Below are 16,771 nucleotides of genomic sequence, written 5' to 3'. Positions count from 1 at the left end.
TCCACCGGCCGAAGCTGAAATGAACTACTATCGTCAACTATCGAGTCAAGCCATCCCGGCATGACTCAAACCGAGGCGCCTCTCAATATCCCGGTCCGGTTCACCTGCAGCACTTTAAAAGGTCCAACACTTCACGCTTTCAGACGCCTGCCAACAGCAGGCGTTTTTTTTTGGACTGCCACCAGCCGGTACTGCTTCCGACGGCAAGCCTCCCCGAAACGCCCGCCACGCAGATTGTGCAAATGCCAGTAGCTGTTCCGAATCAGCTGGTACATCTCAAGTCGCTCCGACTTAGACAACGGGTCAAATGGAAATAGCTCTAATTGCGCCGGCGGCGTGGAACCCATCGAGCGATTCCGAAACACCTTCTGACACTCATCGGGCGTGCACGATGCCCCGACCTCGCGCGGCATGCAGATCAACAACTCGGCCGCAGTGCTGCAGGCGGCGGTCGAAGGCCATGGCGTGGCGATGGCGCGCAGCGTGATGGCGCACGACGACATCGCCTCGGGGCGGCTGGTGCGACTGTGCGGCGATATCACGTTCGAGTCGCCGCTGGCCTATTACATCGTGTACCGCCCCGAGTCGGCTGGCTTGCCGCGGCTGGTGACATTCCGGGGCTGGCTGTTGGAGGAAGCCGCGAGGTAGCGACATACATGGCATGCCTTGCGCGTCGATGCGCAGGGCATGCCGGCCGATCCAGTTTAACTCAGCGAGATTCGGGCTCGATCAGGACACGGCCGGCGACGCCCGCCTGTTCGCCCGCCCTGCCTTCGACCGGTACGCTTCGGCTACGTCGGACCAGCCTGGCTGCGGTACGCCGCCTCCGTGGCGTTGCTCCGTGCCGCACTGCTCTACAATTCACCATCGAAGCAACTCATTGAGGCTGGCATGTGGGCGAAGATCTGGACAACCGTCGAACAGGAGTTCTCCGACCTGGGTGACGTCTCCGACATCACCCGCGTCTGCATCCGCCTGACGGTGGCGGTGGCGCTCGGCGCGATACTGGGCTACGAGCGCGAGTCTGTCGGCGCATCCGCCGGGCTGCGCACCCATATGCTTGTGTCGCTCGGATCGGCGCTGTTCGTGCTGGTTCCCCTGCAGGCCGGGATGGCAATAACGGACGTGTCGCGGGTACTGCAAGGGGTGACGGCCGGCATCGGCTTCATCGGCGCCGGCGCCATCCTCAAGCAAGAGAACGAAAACCAGATCACGGGACTGACAACCGCAGCCGGCCTGTGGCTGACGGCGGCCGTCGGTGTGGCGGCCGGCATGGGCCGCGAGGCGACCGCAGTCCTGAGCGCCCTGTTCGCGCTGGCGATCCTGTCCATGCTGCGTCATGGGCGGGCGGGGAAGAACAAGCCTGCCGACCACTGCGAGAAGCAGGACGATACGGTGCCCAAGTGAGTCCTCCGGCCGCCCTGCTCCGCGCCGTCAAGCTTGAAACCGGCCATGTCCGCTTATAATTTTTGAGCATCAGCCGATTTCACTTTGCGGCCGCGCGCATTTCGTTTAGCATCGTCCGCGATGAAAATTACGCCCGCCATACCTGCCCGCCTTGATGTGATCGATGCCCTGCGGGGCTTCGCCATCGTTTCTATCATGCTCGTGCATAACGTCGAGCATTTCGACCTGATCTACCGGCCGCCAGGCCTGACGGAATGGCTGAAGTCACTGGATTCGGCGGTCTGGGACTCCATCTTCTTCCTTTTTGGCGGCAAATCGTACGCCATTTTCTCGCTGCTGTTCGGCGTCACCTTCTTCATCCAGCTGCATGCCCGGCAACAGCGCGGCGAGGACTTCCGGACACGCTTCGCCTGGCGCCTGATGCTGCTGTTCGGGTTTGGCCTGCTCAATTCACTGTTCTACCAGGGCGATATTCTCGCCTTTTACGCCACCGTCGGGCTGCTGCTGATTCCCGTTGCGCGATTGGCCAACAAGACCGTCTTCCTGATCGCGCTGGTGCTGATGCTGCAGCCGATGGAGTGGCTGGCGTTGATCAACGCGCTGCAGCATCCCGAACTCAAGCTGGCAGACCCGGCTTCCTGGGCCTATTTCAGCAGGGGTGCCGCCTACCTTCGCGGCGACTCGCTCCTTGCCACCTTGTACGGCAATTTCACCAACGGCAGGATGGCGGCGCTGCTGTGGAGCTGGGAAAACGGGCGCATGTTCCAGATGCCGGCGCTGTTCATGTTGGGCATGCTGGCCGGACGCTTGTCGCTGTTTGTGCCCTCGCCCGAAAGCAGGCGTTTCTGGACCAGGACCCTGCTGGCGGCATCGCTGCTGTTCCTTCCCTTGTTCTTCCTGAAGTCCGAACTGCGCGGCCTGGTCTCCGGCGAGGCAGTGCGCGAGCCGCTATCGGTCATGCTTGCCACCTGGTCGAACCTCGCTTTCATGCTCGTACTGGTGTCGGGCTTCGTGCTGCTGTTTCAGGGCGGCACCCGGGAGCGCCTCGTGAGCATCTTCGCGCCGCTGGGCCGCATGAGCCTTACCAGTTACTTCACGCAGTCAGTGGCGGGATCGTTCATCTACTACGGCTATGGCCTGGGCCTGTACAAGGTCACCGGCGCAAGCCAGTCGCTGCTGATCGGGCTTGGCCTGGCACTGCTGCAAGGCTGGTTCAGCGTCTGGTGGCTGCGCAGGCATAAACAAGGGCCGCTGGAAGCGCTGTGGCACCGCGCCACCTGGGCCGGCCGCAGCACCGGTGGCGGCCTCAAGGCCGTGCAGAATTAGTCGACGGTCCTGGTCAGCTCCATCTTGAACGGCGCCGCCGGCAGGTCGTCCGTGCTGTATAGGTTCACATAGGGCGCATCGGCCCAGGCATAGCGCACATGGGTCGTGCCTGGCTGGTTGGCCCCTTTCAGTACGACAGTGTCGCCTTGCGCCACCGCCAGCGCGTACCGGCAAGCTTTGCCGGTACAGGTTTCGAAGCCGATCGCATGCCCGGCGCTGTAGGTGCGCAAGCCGCCGCCGGTGTTCCTGAACTTGACCAACAGGTCGTCGCCGGACCGCGTAACGCCGGTTGCTTCCGGCCCACCGGGCGCAATCGCTTCACCGTAGGCCAGTGCGCGGGCCGCCAGCGCCAGCCGCTCGCCGACCACGGCTTTCTGCGGTGGATGAATGTCGGTGCGGTCGCCCACGTCGATGGAGACCGCCAAGCCGGCACGCCGGTCGTTGCGGACGGTCATGGCCTGGGCCTCGCGCAAGCGTGCCCAGTTCGACTCCCCCGGCTGTGCCGCCACGCCGCCGAACGACGACAACTGCACCACGAGAAATGGTAGCTCCGGCTGGGCAAAGGTCTTGCGCCAGTCGGCAATCAGCAACGGCAACAAAGTCTCGTACTCGCTGGGCTGCCCTGCGTTGGACTCGCCCTGGTACCACGCGGCCAGCTTGAACTTGTAGCCGGCCAGCGGCGCGATCATCGCGTTGTGCAGGGTTGACAAACTGGTCGGGATGTCCCACGGCGAAGGCGGGATCGACAAGCCCTTCGCGCGCATGCCAAGCTGGTACTTCCATGCCGCTGGCAAGGCAATCAAGTTCCCGTCACCCGTCCTGATGGCGCGGTTCTCCGGTCCACCTGTCAGCCCGCCTCCGCTGGCGCCGCCCAGAACCCGGACCGCGATCACATTGCGGCCCGCTTTGAACACCCCTGCCGGCACGGCGTAGTCGCGCCACACCCACGCCGTGCTGCCGCCGCCAACGCGCACGCCGTTAACCCAGGTGCTGTCATAAGTATCGATGGGGCCGAGCTGAATCGCGTTGGCAGCTTTCGCCTGTGCCTCGTCAAGCGTGACGGTGGTGCGGAACCACGCGGCGCCGTCGAAGCCTGCCAGCGCGGGAACGCCGGCATCCTTCCACGATCCCCTCGGCGTCAGGCTGGGCCATGCCGAATCGTCGAAGCCGGGCGAGCTCCAGGTGCGCTGCGCCTTCGCTTGCGGGTCGTGCGCTTCCCACCACTGCTCGTGCCGGCGCGCTTCGTCGGCCATCGCCTTGACGGGATTGCTGGCCATATCGGCCAGCGCAGCCAGCTGCCTGGCATAGGCCGGCAATGTCTTCAGCGACGACGGCCCAATCCAGCCCTGTATGGTGGTGCCGCCCCAGGTTGCCCCGATGAAGCCGACCGGCACCTTCTGGCTCTGTTGCAGGCTGCGTGCCATGTAGTAGCACACCGCAGAGGCTTCGCCCACACTCTTCGACGTGACCACCTTCCATTCCGCCGGCCGTTTCAGGTCATCTTGGCGGGCGGGCTCGCTGGCCATGTGAATGTTCAGGAAGCGCAATTCGGAATTGGCGGGAAAATCAGACCATGCGCCGGTGGAGAGCCGTACCGGGAACGCCATGTTCGACTGTCCGCCGCACAGATAGACGTCGCCGATCATGATGTCCTTGAGCGTCGTTGCGCCGCTGCCGTCGCTTACTGCCAGCGCATGGGGGCCGCCGGCCGTCATCGCAGGCAAGGCCACGCGCCACCGGCCATCCGTCCCGGCGTTGGCCTCGGCAGCCGTGCCGCCCAGGTTCACCATGACGCGCCGCCCGGGCGCCGCAGTGCCCCATACGGTCAAGGGCTCGCCCCGCTGCAGTACGGCGTGATCGCTGAAAACGGCTGCGAAGGCGGGCGCCGCTGCCTGCGCCCGCGCCGCCGGCCAGGGCGACGAGGCAATCAGGATGACGGCCAGGCCGGCCAGGCGGGTGCGGAAGTGTTCATTCATACGGGTATAGGATGGGTGGTGTCGGTAGTGTGAAGTTTGGCGTTATTTCGCTCCGTGGAACAGCCCACCACCATCACTAAAACCGCCAAGGTGCGTTATATTTTTTGCTCGATGGCCTTGGAAAATCCGATTGCAACGCGCGTACAATGTATCTTGAGTGAATACTGGGGGGTCAAGATGCTTCGCCTGTTGCTCTGGGTGGGTTTGCTATGCTGGGCCACCGCCGTGAACGCGGGCATCACGGTGACCTGCGTCACGGAGGAAAACCGGCCCGTCAATTTTCTGGAAAACGGCAGGGTCACCGGCTTCAGCACCGAGGTCGTCGAGGCGGTCCTCAAGGAAATCGATGTGCAGGCCAGCATCCAGATCATGCCGTGGGCGCGCGCCTACGCGACCGCGCTGCACAGCGAGAACGTGCTGATCTTCTCCATCATGCGAACCGCCGAGCGGGAGCATCTGTTCAAGTGGGTCGGCGTGGTCTCGCCGCCCGACAGCTCCTATCTGTTCGCCCTGCGCGAACGCAAGCTTAAGCTGGACAATCTCGGCGACGCGCGCAACTACAAGATCGGCACCATCAACAGCGACGCGCGCGAGCAGTATCTGGAATCCAGGGGCTTCGTCAAGGGCCGTCATTTGCACGGCAATGCCTTGCCGAGGACAACCTACGAAAAGCTGAAGCTGGGGCGCGTCGACTTGTGGGCCATGAGCGAGATGGTCGCGACCGACATTGTGCGGCGTGACGGCGGCGATCCGTCGCAGGTGCTGGCGCGCGTGCTGCACCTCGCCGACCTGGGAAGCGGCGGCAGCTACATGGCGTTCGGCACGAAGACCGATGACCTGCTGGTGGAGCGCTTCCGCAGGGGGCTGGAAACCGTCAAGGCCAACGGTACCTTCGCGGCCCTGCAGAAGAAGTGGTTCTAGCCGCAGGGCCGTGGCGCCTTAGTGCCCGTGATGGCCATTGCCGCCCGACGGTTTGCGCACTGTAACTTCGACGTCCGGCTTTTTCACCAGCGGCATGGACTGCCCGCCGGCGCTGGCGCTGCGCTGCGGCGCGGGCAGCTCGCCGGTCCATTCGTAGGCTACCGTGCCGGCCGGGTGCTTGTACCAGCCCGGATCGGAATAGTCGCCGCGCTTCTGGTCCTTGCGTACCTTCAGCACGGTGAACATGCCGCCCATCTCCACGCCGCCGAACGGGCCTTCGCCCGTCATCATCGGCAGCGTATTTTCCGGCAGCGGCATTTCCATGCCGCCCATGGAGCCGCCCTTCTCACCCATGACCATGTAGCCCGGCACGATCTTGTTGATCTTCTCTGCCACGCCGCGATGGTCGACACCGATCAGGTTGGGCACGCCGTGCCCCATGGCGTTCATGGTGTGGTGCGACTTGTGGCAGTGCAGCGCCCAGTCACCCAGGTCGGTGGCAACGAACTCGATGGCGCGCATCTGGCCCACGGCGATGTCGGTCGTGACCTCCGGCCAGCGCGACGCCGGCGGGGTCCAGCCGCCGTCGGTGCCGGTGACGACAAATTCGTGACCGTGCATGTGGATCGGATGGTTGGTCATGGTCAGGTTGCCGACCCGGATGCGCACCTTGTCGTTCTGCCGCACGTGCAGAGAATCGATGCCCGGGAACACCCGGCTATTGAAGGTCCACAGGTTGAAATCGAGCATGGTGTTGGTCTTCGGCGTGTAGCTGCCCGGCTCGACGTCGTAGGCGCTCAGCAGGAATACGAAGTCTCGGTCCACCGCGTGCAAGGAGGGATCTTTCGGGTGGGTTACCCAGAAACCCATCATGCCCATGGCCATTTGCGTCATTTCGTCTGCATGCGGGTGGTACATGAAAGTGCCGGGACGCTTGGCCACGAACTCGTAGACGAAGGTCTTGCCGGGCGCGATGCCGGGCTGTGTCAGGCCGGTCACGCCGTCCATGCCGTTCGGCAGGCGCTGGCCGTGCCAGTGCACGCTGGTCTGCTCGGGCAGCTTGTTGGTGACAAAAATGCGTACACGGTCGCCCTCCACCACTTCGATGGTCGGGCCGGGCGACTGGCCGTTATAGCCCCACAGGTTTGCCTTCATGCCAGGCGCCAGCTCGCGCACCACCGGTTCGGCCACCAGGTGGAATTCCTTGACGCCGTTGTTCATGCGCCATGGCAGCGACCATCCGTTCAACGTGACTACCGGATTGAAGGGGCGGCCGTTGGGCGGTGGCGGCGGCACCACCGTTCTGGGGCTGTCCATCAGCATGGCTTCGGGCAGGGTCGCGGCCCCGGCTTTGCTGACGGCGGCAGCGCTGACGGCGACCGCGCCGGCGCCCTTGAAAAAGTCTCGGCGTGAAAACATGCTTAATTCCTCGGTTCGTTATTGCCGCCACCGTTGATGGCGGAGTGGAGCTCGCTCTCGGCGATCCAGAAGTCGCGCTGGCTGTCGATGGCGGCGTTGACGCTGGCCAGTTGCTCGCGCGAGTCGGCCAGCAGTTCGAATACGCTGGCCAGCATGCCGTTGTAGCGCAGCATGACTTCATCGGAAATCTGCTTGCGCAGCGGTACCACGTCGTCGCGGTAGTGGCGCGCGATGTCGTAGGTGGTGCGATAGGCCGAGTAGGCCTCGCGCACTTCGGAGCGCGCCCGCACCGCGGTGTCCGCCGTGCGGTGTACCGCCTGCATGTACAGCGCTTCGGCGCGTGCCACGTTGGCCCCGCCCCAGTCGAACAGCGGCAATTCCAGCGAGATCTCGTAGCCGTTCTCGCGCGGCGCGCCGGTGCTGCTCTTGTTTGTATAGCCTGCGTCGAAGACATTGAAAAAGCGGCTGGCCTTGGTCAGCCCGAGCGCGGAAGCAGTGGCATCCACGTCGCGCCGCGCCGCCAGCACGTCGAGCCGCTGCGACAGCGCGCGCGCCTCGGCATTGCCGGGTTCCTGCGGCTGCGCCGGCAAGTCCGGCAAGCGGTCGGGCAGACTGAAGTTCTGCTGCTCACCCCACAGGCCCAGCAGCCGGATCAGCTTCTCTCGGCTGGCCGCCGCTGCGTGGCGGGTGCGCGCCAGCTGCGTCATCGCGTCCTGATGGAAGGCGCGCTCGCGGGCCTGGTCCAGCTTGCTCCAGTTGCCAACCTTGGCCATATTCGCCGCCAGCATGGCGGACGCCTCGGCGGCGCCGCGCACTTGCTCGGCAAACGCTGCCGACTGCGCGGCTGCCACCGCCATGTAGTAGGCGCGGCGGGTGTCAGCCGCCAGCCGCACCGCCTGCAATGCCGCTTGCAGCTTGGCCTGCTCGAATCGGCCTTGTTCAATACGGTGCCGCGCCGGCAAGGTCAGCAGCCCGGCCAGGTCGAAGCTTATGCTGCGTTCGATCTCCTTGTCGTTGCCGCCCCGCACCCGGCTAAAGCCGAAGCTGGGGTTGCGCAGGCGGCCGGCCTGCACGAACTCGGCTTCAGACAGGCCCAGTTCGGCCAATGAGGCTTTCAGCGCAGGGCTGTTCAACAAGGCAATCTGCACCGCCGTGTCCGCACTGAGCGGCTGGGACAGCAGCGACTGCACCTGTGCATTGCCGGCGCCATCTTCCTGCGCGGTTTGCTTGGTAAAGGCAGCAGGCTGGCCGATGCGCTCCCGGGTCAGGCGCGAGACGTCATTGAGTCCGCCATCCGGCGACAGGCTGGCGCAGCCTGCCAGCAATACGGCCGACATCGCCGCCGCCATGCGGCCCAGCGCGGGCGTGGGTAAGTTCTGCATGTTAGTGGCCTTTCTTGTGCATGTCGTGGCCCTCGTGGACCTTGTTCTTCCTTTGGTGCTGATGGCCGTCATGGTCCTTCTGTTCCTTATGTCCCTGGTGCGGGTCCTGGTGGCCCTGGTGCGGATCGGCAGCCGGTTGCCGGGCCGGCTCCGTGCCGTGGCCTGCATGACCGCCATGACCGCCGTGGCCCGAGCCGCCGGTGACGTCGCGGTTGGCCTGGATCCACACCTTGTCGGGCGTGGCGGCAGGGTCAGGGGTTGGCTGGCTGGTAAAGATGGACCGGTATTGCAGAGCAGGCACGGCGGCGTTGGCGTCCGTCACAGCCGCCGGCGGGCGGGCGACCTGTGCGTGCACCAGCAACGGCGCGCCAACGGCTGCCAGTAGCAGCAAGCTGAAGCGATTCATGATGTTCTTTCTAAAGGGGAATGAAGGCCCGCCGCCGCAGCGCCGGGCAAGGCGGGCCGCAGCCCGCGCCTATATCGATGCTTAGGCGTTGTGGCGCGGCGGACGCTTGGGCGTTGCCGGAACGTGGGCAATCATCGCAGGCTCGGCTGCGGATGGCGCGACCGTGGAGAAGGCAGCGGGGAAAACCGGGGAAGGCATGGCCGGCGGCGCGGACGCGCCCGTGCAGCAACTTGCGCACTGGCTACACTTGCCATGGCTTTCCGCAGCATCGCCGCCATCGTGGCCGGCGCAGTCATGGCCGCCGTTTGCCGGAACGGCGGCGGCCACGCCGGCCATGTCCGCACAGTGCTGGCTGGCGGCCATGGCGTGGTGCGCGGCGGGCGGCGCTTGCCTACCATGGCTTTCCATGCCTGTGCCAGCCGTGCCGGCGCATGGGATACCGGCGAACGCGTTCCCCTGCAGCGGCATTGCTGCTATCAACATCCACAACAGGAAACGGAAAAGTATACGCATGAGTGTGCAAATGGTACAGCAGCCGGCCAAACCATGGCAAGTCGAGTAAGGGAAGCATACGCTACACCTTCCCATTGCGGGAAGGTCAAGCACTTTTCCGCCTATTCGGCCGTCCGTCTTCACAGGCGCAGCCGGATCTGCTTTTCGATCTCGAGCAGCGCGAACAGCACCACGCCGGTGCCGGCCACCAGCAAGCCGTCCAGCCAGGGCACCGGGCGGGTCGCGAACCACGCCTGCATGGGCGGCAAATAGGTCACGGCGAACTGGGCAGCCGTCACCATGGCGATGGTCGCCCACACCGCCCTGGTGCCGCGCAGGCCCTTCCACGTCAGCGAAGTGCCGTAGATGTTGCGGATGAAGAACAGGTGGAAGACCTCCATCACCACCAGCGTATTGAGCGCCATGGTGCGCGCCAGTTCGATCGGATAGCCCTTGGCCAGCGCGTAGTTGAGTATGCCCGACACTCCACCCACGAACAGCAGCGACACCAGGACGATGTGCCAGGCCAGCGCCGGTCCGATCAGCGCCTCGCTGCGGGCGCGCGGAGGACGTACCATGGTGTTGTCCTCGGTCGGCTCGAACGCCAGCGCGACCCCCAGCGTGGACGCCGTCACCAGGTTGACCCACAGGATCTGCACCGGCGTGACCGGCAGCACCGTGCCGAACAGCAGGGCAGCCACGATGGTGGCGGCCTCGCCTGCGTTGGTCGGCAAGGTCCAGCTAATAACCTTCTTGAGGTTGTCATAGACCGTCCTGCCCTCGCGGACCGCCGCCACGATGGTGGCGAAATTGTCGTCGGCCAGCACCAGCAGCGCCGCCTCCTTGGCCGCCTCGCTACCCTTGCGCCCCATCGCGATACCGGCGTCGGCACGCTTGAGTGCGGGAGCGTCGTTGACGCCGTCGCCCGTCATGGCCACCGTCATGCCTTGCGCCTGCAGCGCCATCACCAGGCGCAGTTTGTGCTCCGGGCTGGTGCGCGCAAATACATTGCACGATGCGGCCGCGCCGCGCAGGGCCATGTCGTCCATGCCGTCCAGGTCGGCGCCGGTCAGCACCTGGCCGGCACCGGCCAGCCCGACTTGCCGGCCGATGGCCGCAGCGGTGCTGGCGTGGTCGCCGGTAATCATCTTGACGGCGATGCCGGCCGCATGGCACTGTGCTATCGCGTTCACCGCTTCGAGGCGCGGCGGATCGACCATGCCCACCATTCCGAGCAGCGTCAGCGGCCCTTCAACCGTGCTGTGTTCCAGCACTGCAGTGGCACCGGGAGCGGGCAGCGCGGCGAAGGCAAGCAGCCGCTGGCCACGGCCCGCCAGCGACTCGGCCTGCCGCTCCCAATAGCCACGGTCCAGCGCCGCGGTGGCGCCGCCTTCGGCGCGCTGGCTGCGGCACATGGCCAGTACCCGCTCGGGCGCTCCCTTCACATACACCACCGCATGGTGGAGATGGTCGTGGTGCAGCGTCGCCATGTAGCGGTGGCGGGCGTCGAAGGCGATGGCGTCGGTACGGCGCCAGAAGCGCCGCTCGCCGGATGCGTCTATGCCCATCTTGCCGCTGAACGCCAGCAGCGCTCCTTCCATCGGGTCGCCCTCGACCGACCAGGTGCCGGTGCGGTCGTGCAGCTCGGCGTCGTTGCACAATACCGCCGCCCTCGCCAGTTCCTCCAGCACGGCAAACTCGCCGGCGTCCACTTCGGTTTCATCCAGGTGCAGCGCGCCGGTCGGCGCATAGCCATCGCCCTGCAGCGTGAAGACGTGCCCGGCGGTGACGACCGCGCCCACCATCATCTCGTTGCGGGTCAGCGTGCCGGTTTTATCGGTGCAGATCACCGACACCGCGCCGATCGACTCGATGGCCGGCAAGCGGCGGACGATCGCCTTGCGCCGCGCCATGGCCTGCACGCCGGCCGCCAGGGTCACCGTCATCACGGCCGGCAGCCCTTCCGGGATCGCTGCCACCGACAGCCCAACCACCGCCATGAAGATCTCGCCGAACGGGTAACGCCCAACGAAATAGCCATACGCCAGCATCAAGCCCGCCAGCAGCAGGATCAGCGCGGTCAGCCAGCGCGACAGCACCGCCATCTGCCGGACCAGCGGCGTATCGGGTACGCCCACCTCGGTCAGCATGCCGCTGATACGGCCAATCTGCGTGCAGGCTCCGGTGGCCACCACCACGCCGTGCGCCTGTCCGGTGGCAACGATGGTGCCCGAGAACAGCATGTTGGCACGGTCGCCGAGCGCGGCACCGGCGGCCACCGGTGCGCAGTGCTTCGCTGCCGTGGCTGATTCGCCCGTCAGGATCGCCTCCTGGACCGAGACCGCATGAGCAGACAGCAGCCGCAAGTCGGCCGGCACCTTGTCGCCGGCCTCCACCAGCACGATGTCGCCCGGCACCAGCGATTCGGCCCCCACGGTGGCGCGCCGGCCCTCCCGCAGCACGGTGGCAGCCGGCGCCAGCATGTCGCGGATCGCGTCCATTGCCCGCTCGGTCTTGCCTTCCTGGGCCAGGCCGATGACGGCGTTGACCAGTACCACCGCCAGGATCACGGCGCTGTCGACCCAGTGCTGCAGCGCGCCCGTCACGGCCACGCATGCCAGCAGGACGTAAATCAGCGCGTTATTGAATTGGCGCAGGAAGGCCATCACCAGACTGGGCCTGGGCGGCGCCGGCATGCGGTTCGGCCCGGACAGCGCGGCTCGCCGCGTGCACTCCTCGCCGGCCAGGCCTTGCGCGCCGGTCTGCAGGCGCGCCAGGACCTCGGCCGCCGTCCAGGCGTGCCATGCATCGGCGGGAATCGGTGTCAGATGATTTTCCATGGTTAGGTCCGCCTTGAGCAGGCGCCATTATGGGGCGCCCCTATTGAAACTTCGTTGATCCAGATCAAAAATAACCGGGCGGTGAAGCCGCGCGGCTCGCAAGCTGCAAGTTGTGGGGTTCCTGCACAGGCCGCCGCACACGCTTGATTCGGCCTGGCGGCGTGCGTAGTATGGTGCACGTCAAACTGCTGGAGTTCGCCATGGAATCCGCATTGCCCGTCAATGAACTCAAGGTCGACCGGTGGCAGCGCAGCCGGCAGAAGGCTTTCAAGGAAGTGCCGGACGAAGGCCGCACCATCACCTATCTCGGCAAGAAGTTCCACGTCTATCCGGACACCTTCTGGCCCTTCCTCGACAGCCAGCCGCTGGTGCGCAATTTCCGCATCGAACCCGGTGAGAGCGTGCTCGATGTGGGCACCGGCTCCGGCGTCATCGCCATTTTCAGCTGTTACGCGCAGGCCGGGCGCGTCCTGGCGCTGGACATCAACCCGGCGGCGGTGCGCAGCGCCACCCACAACGCGCACGAACATGGCTTCGACGGCGTCATGGAAGTGCGCCGCTCCGACCTGTTCGACGAGGTGGGCGGCGAGCAGTTCGACGTCATTACCGCCAACCTGCCCTTCCGCAACAAGCCCGCGCACGACGTGGTGGCCCGTTCGCAGTGGGACACCGAGTTTCAAACCAATACCCGCTTCTTCCGTGAAGCCGGCAAGTATTTGAAGCCTGGCGGCCGGATCTACTTCTCGCATTCCAATTTCGGCGCCGTGGACGAGGTCAAGCGGCTGGCGGCGGAAGCCGGTTTTAGCATCGCGCTGCTGGCCAGCAGCGTGCCCGGCGAAGCCGAAGAGCGCCAGTTCTACGCCTTCCTGTTCCAGCGCGCCACGTCCGCCTAGCGGCGATGGACAGCCTGCTTGCCAGCGTCAACTCCCTGCGCGCCGTGCCCCACGCGCCCTGGCGCGCCAGCGTGCGCCGCGTGGCGGTCATTCTCACCAGTTCGCGCTCGGGCTCCACGCTGTTCAAGGCGGCCATGGCCAGCCACCCCGGCGTGGCAGCGCTGGACGGTGAAGCCGAGCCCTTCCTGGCGCTGAGCGGCAATGGCTTCGGCCAGGACGCGGCCTGCGCCAGCGACGCTATCGACCGCCTGGCACAGCCGGACAGACTGGCCGACAACATCTTCGATGGCCTGAGCATCGCCACCGCGCACATCGCCCCGCTGGGCGAGCTGCAGCAGCGCTGGAGCAGGCGTTTGCTGCTGCAATTTCCTGCCCTGTTCGGCACGCGGGACGCCTACGCGCGTCTGCAGCAGGCGCTGGCCGCATCGTTCGGCGCCGCCTGCGAGCAAGCCCCCGGCCAGGGCCGCGCCATCGCACAGCAGGACGTGGCCAGGGCCGTGCTGGCCGGCATATTCGGGGGCGAACACTGGCGCCTGGACTATTATGACGGCAAGATCGGCCCCGGCGAATGCCGTCCTTTCGCGGAGGCGGCCAAGATCGAGGAGCCGCCTTTCGTGCTGCCCGACCTGCGGCGCCGGCGCTGCACCGAGGACGATGCGGCCAGCAAGGTGCTACTGTTCAAGACGCCGTCCGATGCCTACCGCCCGGGCCTCTATCAGCAGCTGTTTCCCAACGCGGACGTGCGCCACATCCACCTGACGCGCGGCTACGCGCAGTGCGTCAACGGCCTGATGGACGGCTGGCTGTCGCCCACCGGCTTCTTTTCGCACGACATGGCGCGCGCCGGCGCCGAACTGGCCATCGAGGGTTACTCCAATTTCCGCGCCTTCGGGCGCCGCTGGTGGAAATTCGACCTGCCGCCGAACTGGCGCGCCTACGCGCGCAGCAGCCTGGAGCTGGTGTGCCTGAACCAGTGGCTGTCCTGCCACCGCCATATCCTGGACAGCGGCGTGGCCGCGCACCGCGTCGCGTTCGAAGACTTCCTGGCCGATCCCGCCGGCACGCTGGCGCGCGTGTACGGCTGGCTGGACCTGCCGCCGCCGCCGGACCTGTGCGGGCGCCAGCTGCCGGTGACCATGGCCACCGAAACACCGGCGCCCGGCCGCTGGCGCAAGCGCCGCTTGCTGCTGGAACCGCTGGCCCGCCTGCCCGACGTCGCGCGCACCATGCGCGAACTGGGCTACGGCGCCGAGCCGGAGGCGTGGCAATGAGCGGCGCGGCGGTACGGCGGCTGCTGGCGCCTTATCTGATGGGGCAGCGGCGCGACGGCCTGCGCCAGGTCGCCAAGCTGGACGAGCATCCCTGGACCATCATCGCCCCGCCCGAGCAACCGCCTGTCACCATTGCGGACAAGAACGAGCAGCTGCGCAGCATGGGTACCATCTACGCCCTGCTGGCCGAGCAAGTCCGGCTGGCCGTGCGCACCGGCGAGCTGCCGCTCAGCATCTGCGGCGACTGCGTCTCATCCATAGGCATGCTGGCGGGCTTGCAGCAGGCAGGATGCGAGCCGCAACGCATCCTGTGGCTGGACGCGCACGGCGACTTCCACACCTGGGCCACCACCCAGACGCAATATCTGGGCGGCATGCCGCTGGCCATGCTGGTGGGCCGGCCCGACCGGCGCAAGGAACAGCGCGACAGCATCGCCGCCATGCGCGCGCAGGTGGGCGCGCGCCCCTATCCCGAGGAGCGCATCGTGTTGTCCGACGCGCGCGACCTGGATCCCGGCGAAGACGAAGCCTTGCGCGCTTCCGCCATCGTGCACAGCGAATGGGACGATGTACTCACGCACTTGTCGTCCGGCGAAACCCTGTACCTGCATTTCGACACCGATGTGCTGGACGAGTCGCAGCGCATGCCCGCGCTGAAATACCATGTGCCCAACGGCCCTGGCCTGGAGCAGATGGCGGCCCTGTTCGAGCGCCTGCGCGGCTTTCCGCTGGTTGGCGTATCGGTCTCGTCCTGGCATGGAGAGCAGGACAGCGGCGGCCAGGCAGCGCGCGCCTGCCTGGACCTGCTGCGGGTGCTGCTGCCTTAGTCGCGCTGCGGCGCTCCCAGCGGGAACAGGTGCCGGAACTGCCGCGCCTCTTCCACCGCCCTGGCGAAGGACGGGCGGGCCAGCAGGCGGGCGCGGTAAGCCCTCAGCACCGGATAGCTGGCCGAAATGGGATGCGTCCAGTCGGCGTAGAACAGCGACGGCGCCGCAGCGCAGTCGGCCAGCGAGAACTCGGCGCCGGCGGCCCAGCCCTTGCCTGCGAGATGGCGCTCCAGCCAGGCGTAGGCCATTTCCAGTTTGCCGGCGGCGTAGGCCAGCGCTTCCTCCCGTTTGGCCGTTACACCTGTCAACGCACCGCCTACCGCATGCTGCATCGGTGTCATCACGTGCAGGTCGAAAAAGCGGTCCATAAAGCGCACGTCGAGCGCCGCCGTGGCGTCCGCAGGCAGCAGCCGCACCGGTCCGGGATGGACTATCTGCAGGTACTCGATGATGATGCTGCTCTCGGCCAGGTCGCGCTCGCCGTTCACCAGCAAGGGGAACTTGTTCAGCGGCCAGCGGCGCTGCCACTCGGCAGCGTGCTGCGGCGTATCCGGGCCCAGACAGCGGAATTCGAACGGCGTGCCGTTTTCGTACAGCGCGATCAGCACTTTCTGCGTGTACGAGGAAAACGGATGGCCGTACAGCGCAAGCTGCGTGCCGGTCCCGGCAGCCAGGCCGCCGTGCTCGCGCAGATAATTGTCCAGCTTGGCCAGGTGCTGTTTGCCGCCCTCGATGGCGCCGTATTTTTCCACCACCTCGTCGCGCGCCGCCTGGCTGTCATACAGCTGGCGCAAAGTGATCAGGGTGCCGCCGGCAGTCTCTTCAAGCACGATGCTGGCCTCGAACCAGACCCGGGCGCCGTCGCCGTGCTCGTACACCAGGCGTGACGGCGGCGTAATCTCCTTGAACACGGAACGATTGGGATAGCGGGCGCCATCCGGGCCCACCATGTCAAACGTCCAGGCGCCGCCGACCTGGAAGTCCATGGCCACGTTCTCATTGCGGAAACCATCCGGCCCCCACCATCTGTTCACGTGCTCGGGCACGGTCATGGCCTTCCATATCAATTCGCGTGGAAACGGCAGTTCCCGTTGCAGCACCAGTTCGCGTTCACTCGTTGCCATCGTCTCTTCCTTTCTCGTTTTGCAGGACATGCAGGTAGTCTTCCAGGCGGTCCAGGCGCGACTGCCACACCTTGCGCTGTTCGTCTATCCAGCCGGAAGCGCTGTTCAGGGGCGCCGCTTCCAGCCGGCACAAACGCCACTGGGCGCTCTTGCTGCGGCTGATCAGTTCGGCCCGCTCCAGCACCTTGAGATGCTTGGTTACCGCAGGCAGCGACATCTCGAACGGTTCGGCAAGTTCACCCACGGTGGCGGTGCCCCGGCTCAAGCGAGCCAGCATGGCGCGCCGGGCCGGGTGGGCCAGCGCGGTAAACACCGCATCCAATTGGCTTTCGTATTTAACCATTAGGTTAAATTAGCACGCTGCGCCAGCCGGGTCAATGGCGATTCAGGCAAAGTGTGGCGCTTGACATGATTCATGACACAAGATATGTTACCAAAAGTTGCTCTACGGGAAGTCCATGGTAACTGTCCCGAGCACATCGCAAGC

The 16,771-nt window shown here is 65.9% G+C and carries 14 protein-coding genes and 2 pseudogenes; 7 read left to right on the top strand and 9 right to left on the bottom strand.

What is annotated here, in order from left to right:
- Window positions 1-381: 381 nt before the first annotated feature.
- The 3 genes and pseudogenes from AC6H42_RS30425 to AC6H42_RS30415 all read left to right on the top strand — a co-directional run.
- Window positions 382-648 (top strand): annotated as a pseudogene (locus AC6H42_RS30425) (LysR substrate-binding domain-containing protein); the annotation flags it as partial.
- Window positions 649-891: 243 nt separating this feature from the next.
- Window positions 892-1,407, top strand: coding sequence for an MgtC/SapB family protein (locus tag AC6H42_RS30420; protein ID WP_082551952.1), 516 nt, complete (start codon window positions 892-894; stop codon window positions 1,405-1,407).
- An 84-nt stretch (window positions 1,408-1,491) separates the two neighbouring features.
- On the top strand, window positions 1,492-2,733 hold the full coding sequence (locus AC6H42_RS30415; protein WP_497549664.1) for a DUF418 domain-containing protein: 1,242 nt from the start codon (window positions 1,492-1,494) through the stop codon (window positions 2,731-2,733).
- Here AC6H42_RS30415 and AC6H42_RS30410 read toward each other — a convergent pair.
- On the bottom strand, window positions 2,730-4,709 hold the full coding sequence (locus AC6H42_RS30410) for a sialate O-acetylesterase (RefSeq protein ID WP_497549663.1): 1,980 nt from the start codon (window positions 4,707-4,709) through the stop codon (window positions 2,730-2,732). The genes AC6H42_RS30415 and AC6H42_RS30410 overlap by 4 nt on opposite strands.
- A 177-nt stretch (window positions 4,710-4,886) precedes the next feature.
- Between AC6H42_RS30410 and AC6H42_RS30405 the strand changes: the two genes are divergently transcribed.
- Window positions 4,887-5,630 (top strand): substrate-binding periplasmic protein, encoded by a 744-nt coding sequence (locus AC6H42_RS30405; protein ID WP_082551951.1) that lies wholly within the window; start codon window positions 4,887-4,889, stop codon window positions 5,628-5,630.
- Window positions 5,631-5,648: 18 nt separating this feature from the next.
- Here AC6H42_RS30405 and AC6H42_RS30400 read toward each other — a convergent pair whose 3' ends face one another.
- The 5 genes from AC6H42_RS30400 to AC6H42_RS30380 all read right to left on the bottom strand — a co-directional run bounded on the left by AC6H42_RS30400 (window position 5,649) and on the right by AC6H42_RS30380 (window position 12,169).
- A complete protein-coding gene (locus AC6H42_RS30400; protein WP_057156599.1) occupies window positions 5,649-7,049 on the bottom strand; it encodes a multicopper oxidase family protein in 1,401 nt (466 codons plus the stop codon).
- A 2-nt stretch (window positions 7,050-7,051) separates the two neighbouring features.
- Window positions 7,052-8,431, bottom strand: a complete 1,380-nt coding sequence (locus AC6H42_RS30395) for a TolC family protein (RefSeq protein WP_497549662.1) — start codon at window positions 8,429-8,431, stop codon at window positions 7,052-7,054.
- A 1-nt stretch (window position 8,432) separates the two neighbouring features.
- Entirely contained in the window at window positions 8,433-8,837 is a 405-nt protein-coding gene (locus AC6H42_RS30390; RefSeq protein ID WP_497549661.1) for a hypothetical protein, read from the bottom strand.
- Window positions 8,838-8,918: 81 nt separating this feature from the next.
- Complete coding sequence (locus tag AC6H42_RS30385; protein WP_157201017.1) at window positions 8,919-9,245, bottom strand: hypothetical protein; 327 nt, start codon at window positions 9,243-9,245, stop codon at window positions 8,919-8,921.
- Window positions 9,246-9,469: 224 nt separating this feature from the next.
- The gene (locus AC6H42_RS30380; protein WP_497549660.1) at window positions 9,470-12,169 is read right to left on the bottom strand and encodes an HAD-IC family P-type ATPase; all 2,700 of its coding nucleotides are present in this window, start codon (window positions 12,167-12,169) and stop codon (window positions 9,470-9,472) included.
- Window positions 12,170-12,369: 200 nt separating this feature from the next.
- Here AC6H42_RS30380 and AC6H42_RS30375 point away from each other — a divergent pair, with 200 nt between their 5' ends.
- From AC6H42_RS30375 to AC6H42_RS30365, 3 genes are read left to right on the top strand one after another with little or no spacing between them, the layout of a single operon-like run.
- Window positions 12,370-13,062 carry a methyltransferase gene (locus AC6H42_RS30375; protein ID WP_057156775.1) on the top strand — a complete coding sequence of 231 codons (693 nt, stop codon included), beginning with the start codon at window positions 12,370-12,372 and terminating at the stop codon, window positions 13,060-13,062.
- Window positions 13,063-13,067: 5 nt separating this feature from the next.
- Entirely contained in the window at window positions 13,068-14,333 is a 1,266-nt protein-coding gene (locus AC6H42_RS30370) for a sulfotransferase family protein (RefSeq protein WP_497549659.1), read from the top strand.
- Window positions 14,330-15,160, top strand: coding sequence for an arginase family protein (locus AC6H42_RS30365; RefSeq protein ID WP_057156591.1), 831 nt, complete (start codon window positions 14,330-14,332; stop codon window positions 15,158-15,160). Before AC6H42_RS30370 ends, AC6H42_RS30365 begins: the two co-directional genes overlap by 4 nt.
- Here AC6H42_RS30365 and AC6H42_RS30360 read toward each other — a convergent pair.
- The 3 genes and pseudogenes from AC6H42_RS30360 to AC6H42_RS30350 form a co-directional block, all read right to left on the bottom strand.
- Window positions 15,157-15,834, bottom strand: a complete 678-nt coding sequence (locus AC6H42_RS30360; RefSeq protein ID WP_497549666.1) for a glutathione S-transferase family protein — start codon at window positions 15,832-15,834, stop codon at window positions 15,157-15,159. The genes AC6H42_RS30365 and AC6H42_RS30360 overlap by 4 nt on opposite strands.
- A 27-nt stretch (window positions 15,835-15,861) precedes the next feature.
- A pseudogene (locus tag AC6H42_RS30355) lies at window positions 15,862-16,284 on the bottom strand (SRPBCC domain-containing protein); the annotation flags it as partial.
- Window positions 16,271-16,597 carry an ArsR/SmtB family transcription factor gene (locus AC6H42_RS30350; RefSeq protein ID WP_307188289.1) on the bottom strand — a complete coding sequence of 109 codons (327 nt, stop codon included), beginning with the start codon at window positions 16,595-16,597 and terminating at the stop codon, window positions 16,271-16,273. The gene AC6H42_RS30350 and the pseudogene AC6H42_RS30355, both read right to left, overlap by 14 nt.
- Window positions 16,598-16,771: the final 174 nt, after the last annotated feature.

Source organism: Massilia sp. NBRC 108631 (assembly GCF_059704565.1).
The sequence above is the reverse complement of the archived record's forward strand: the minus strand, read 5'-3'. Positions and strand labels throughout refer to the sequence as shown.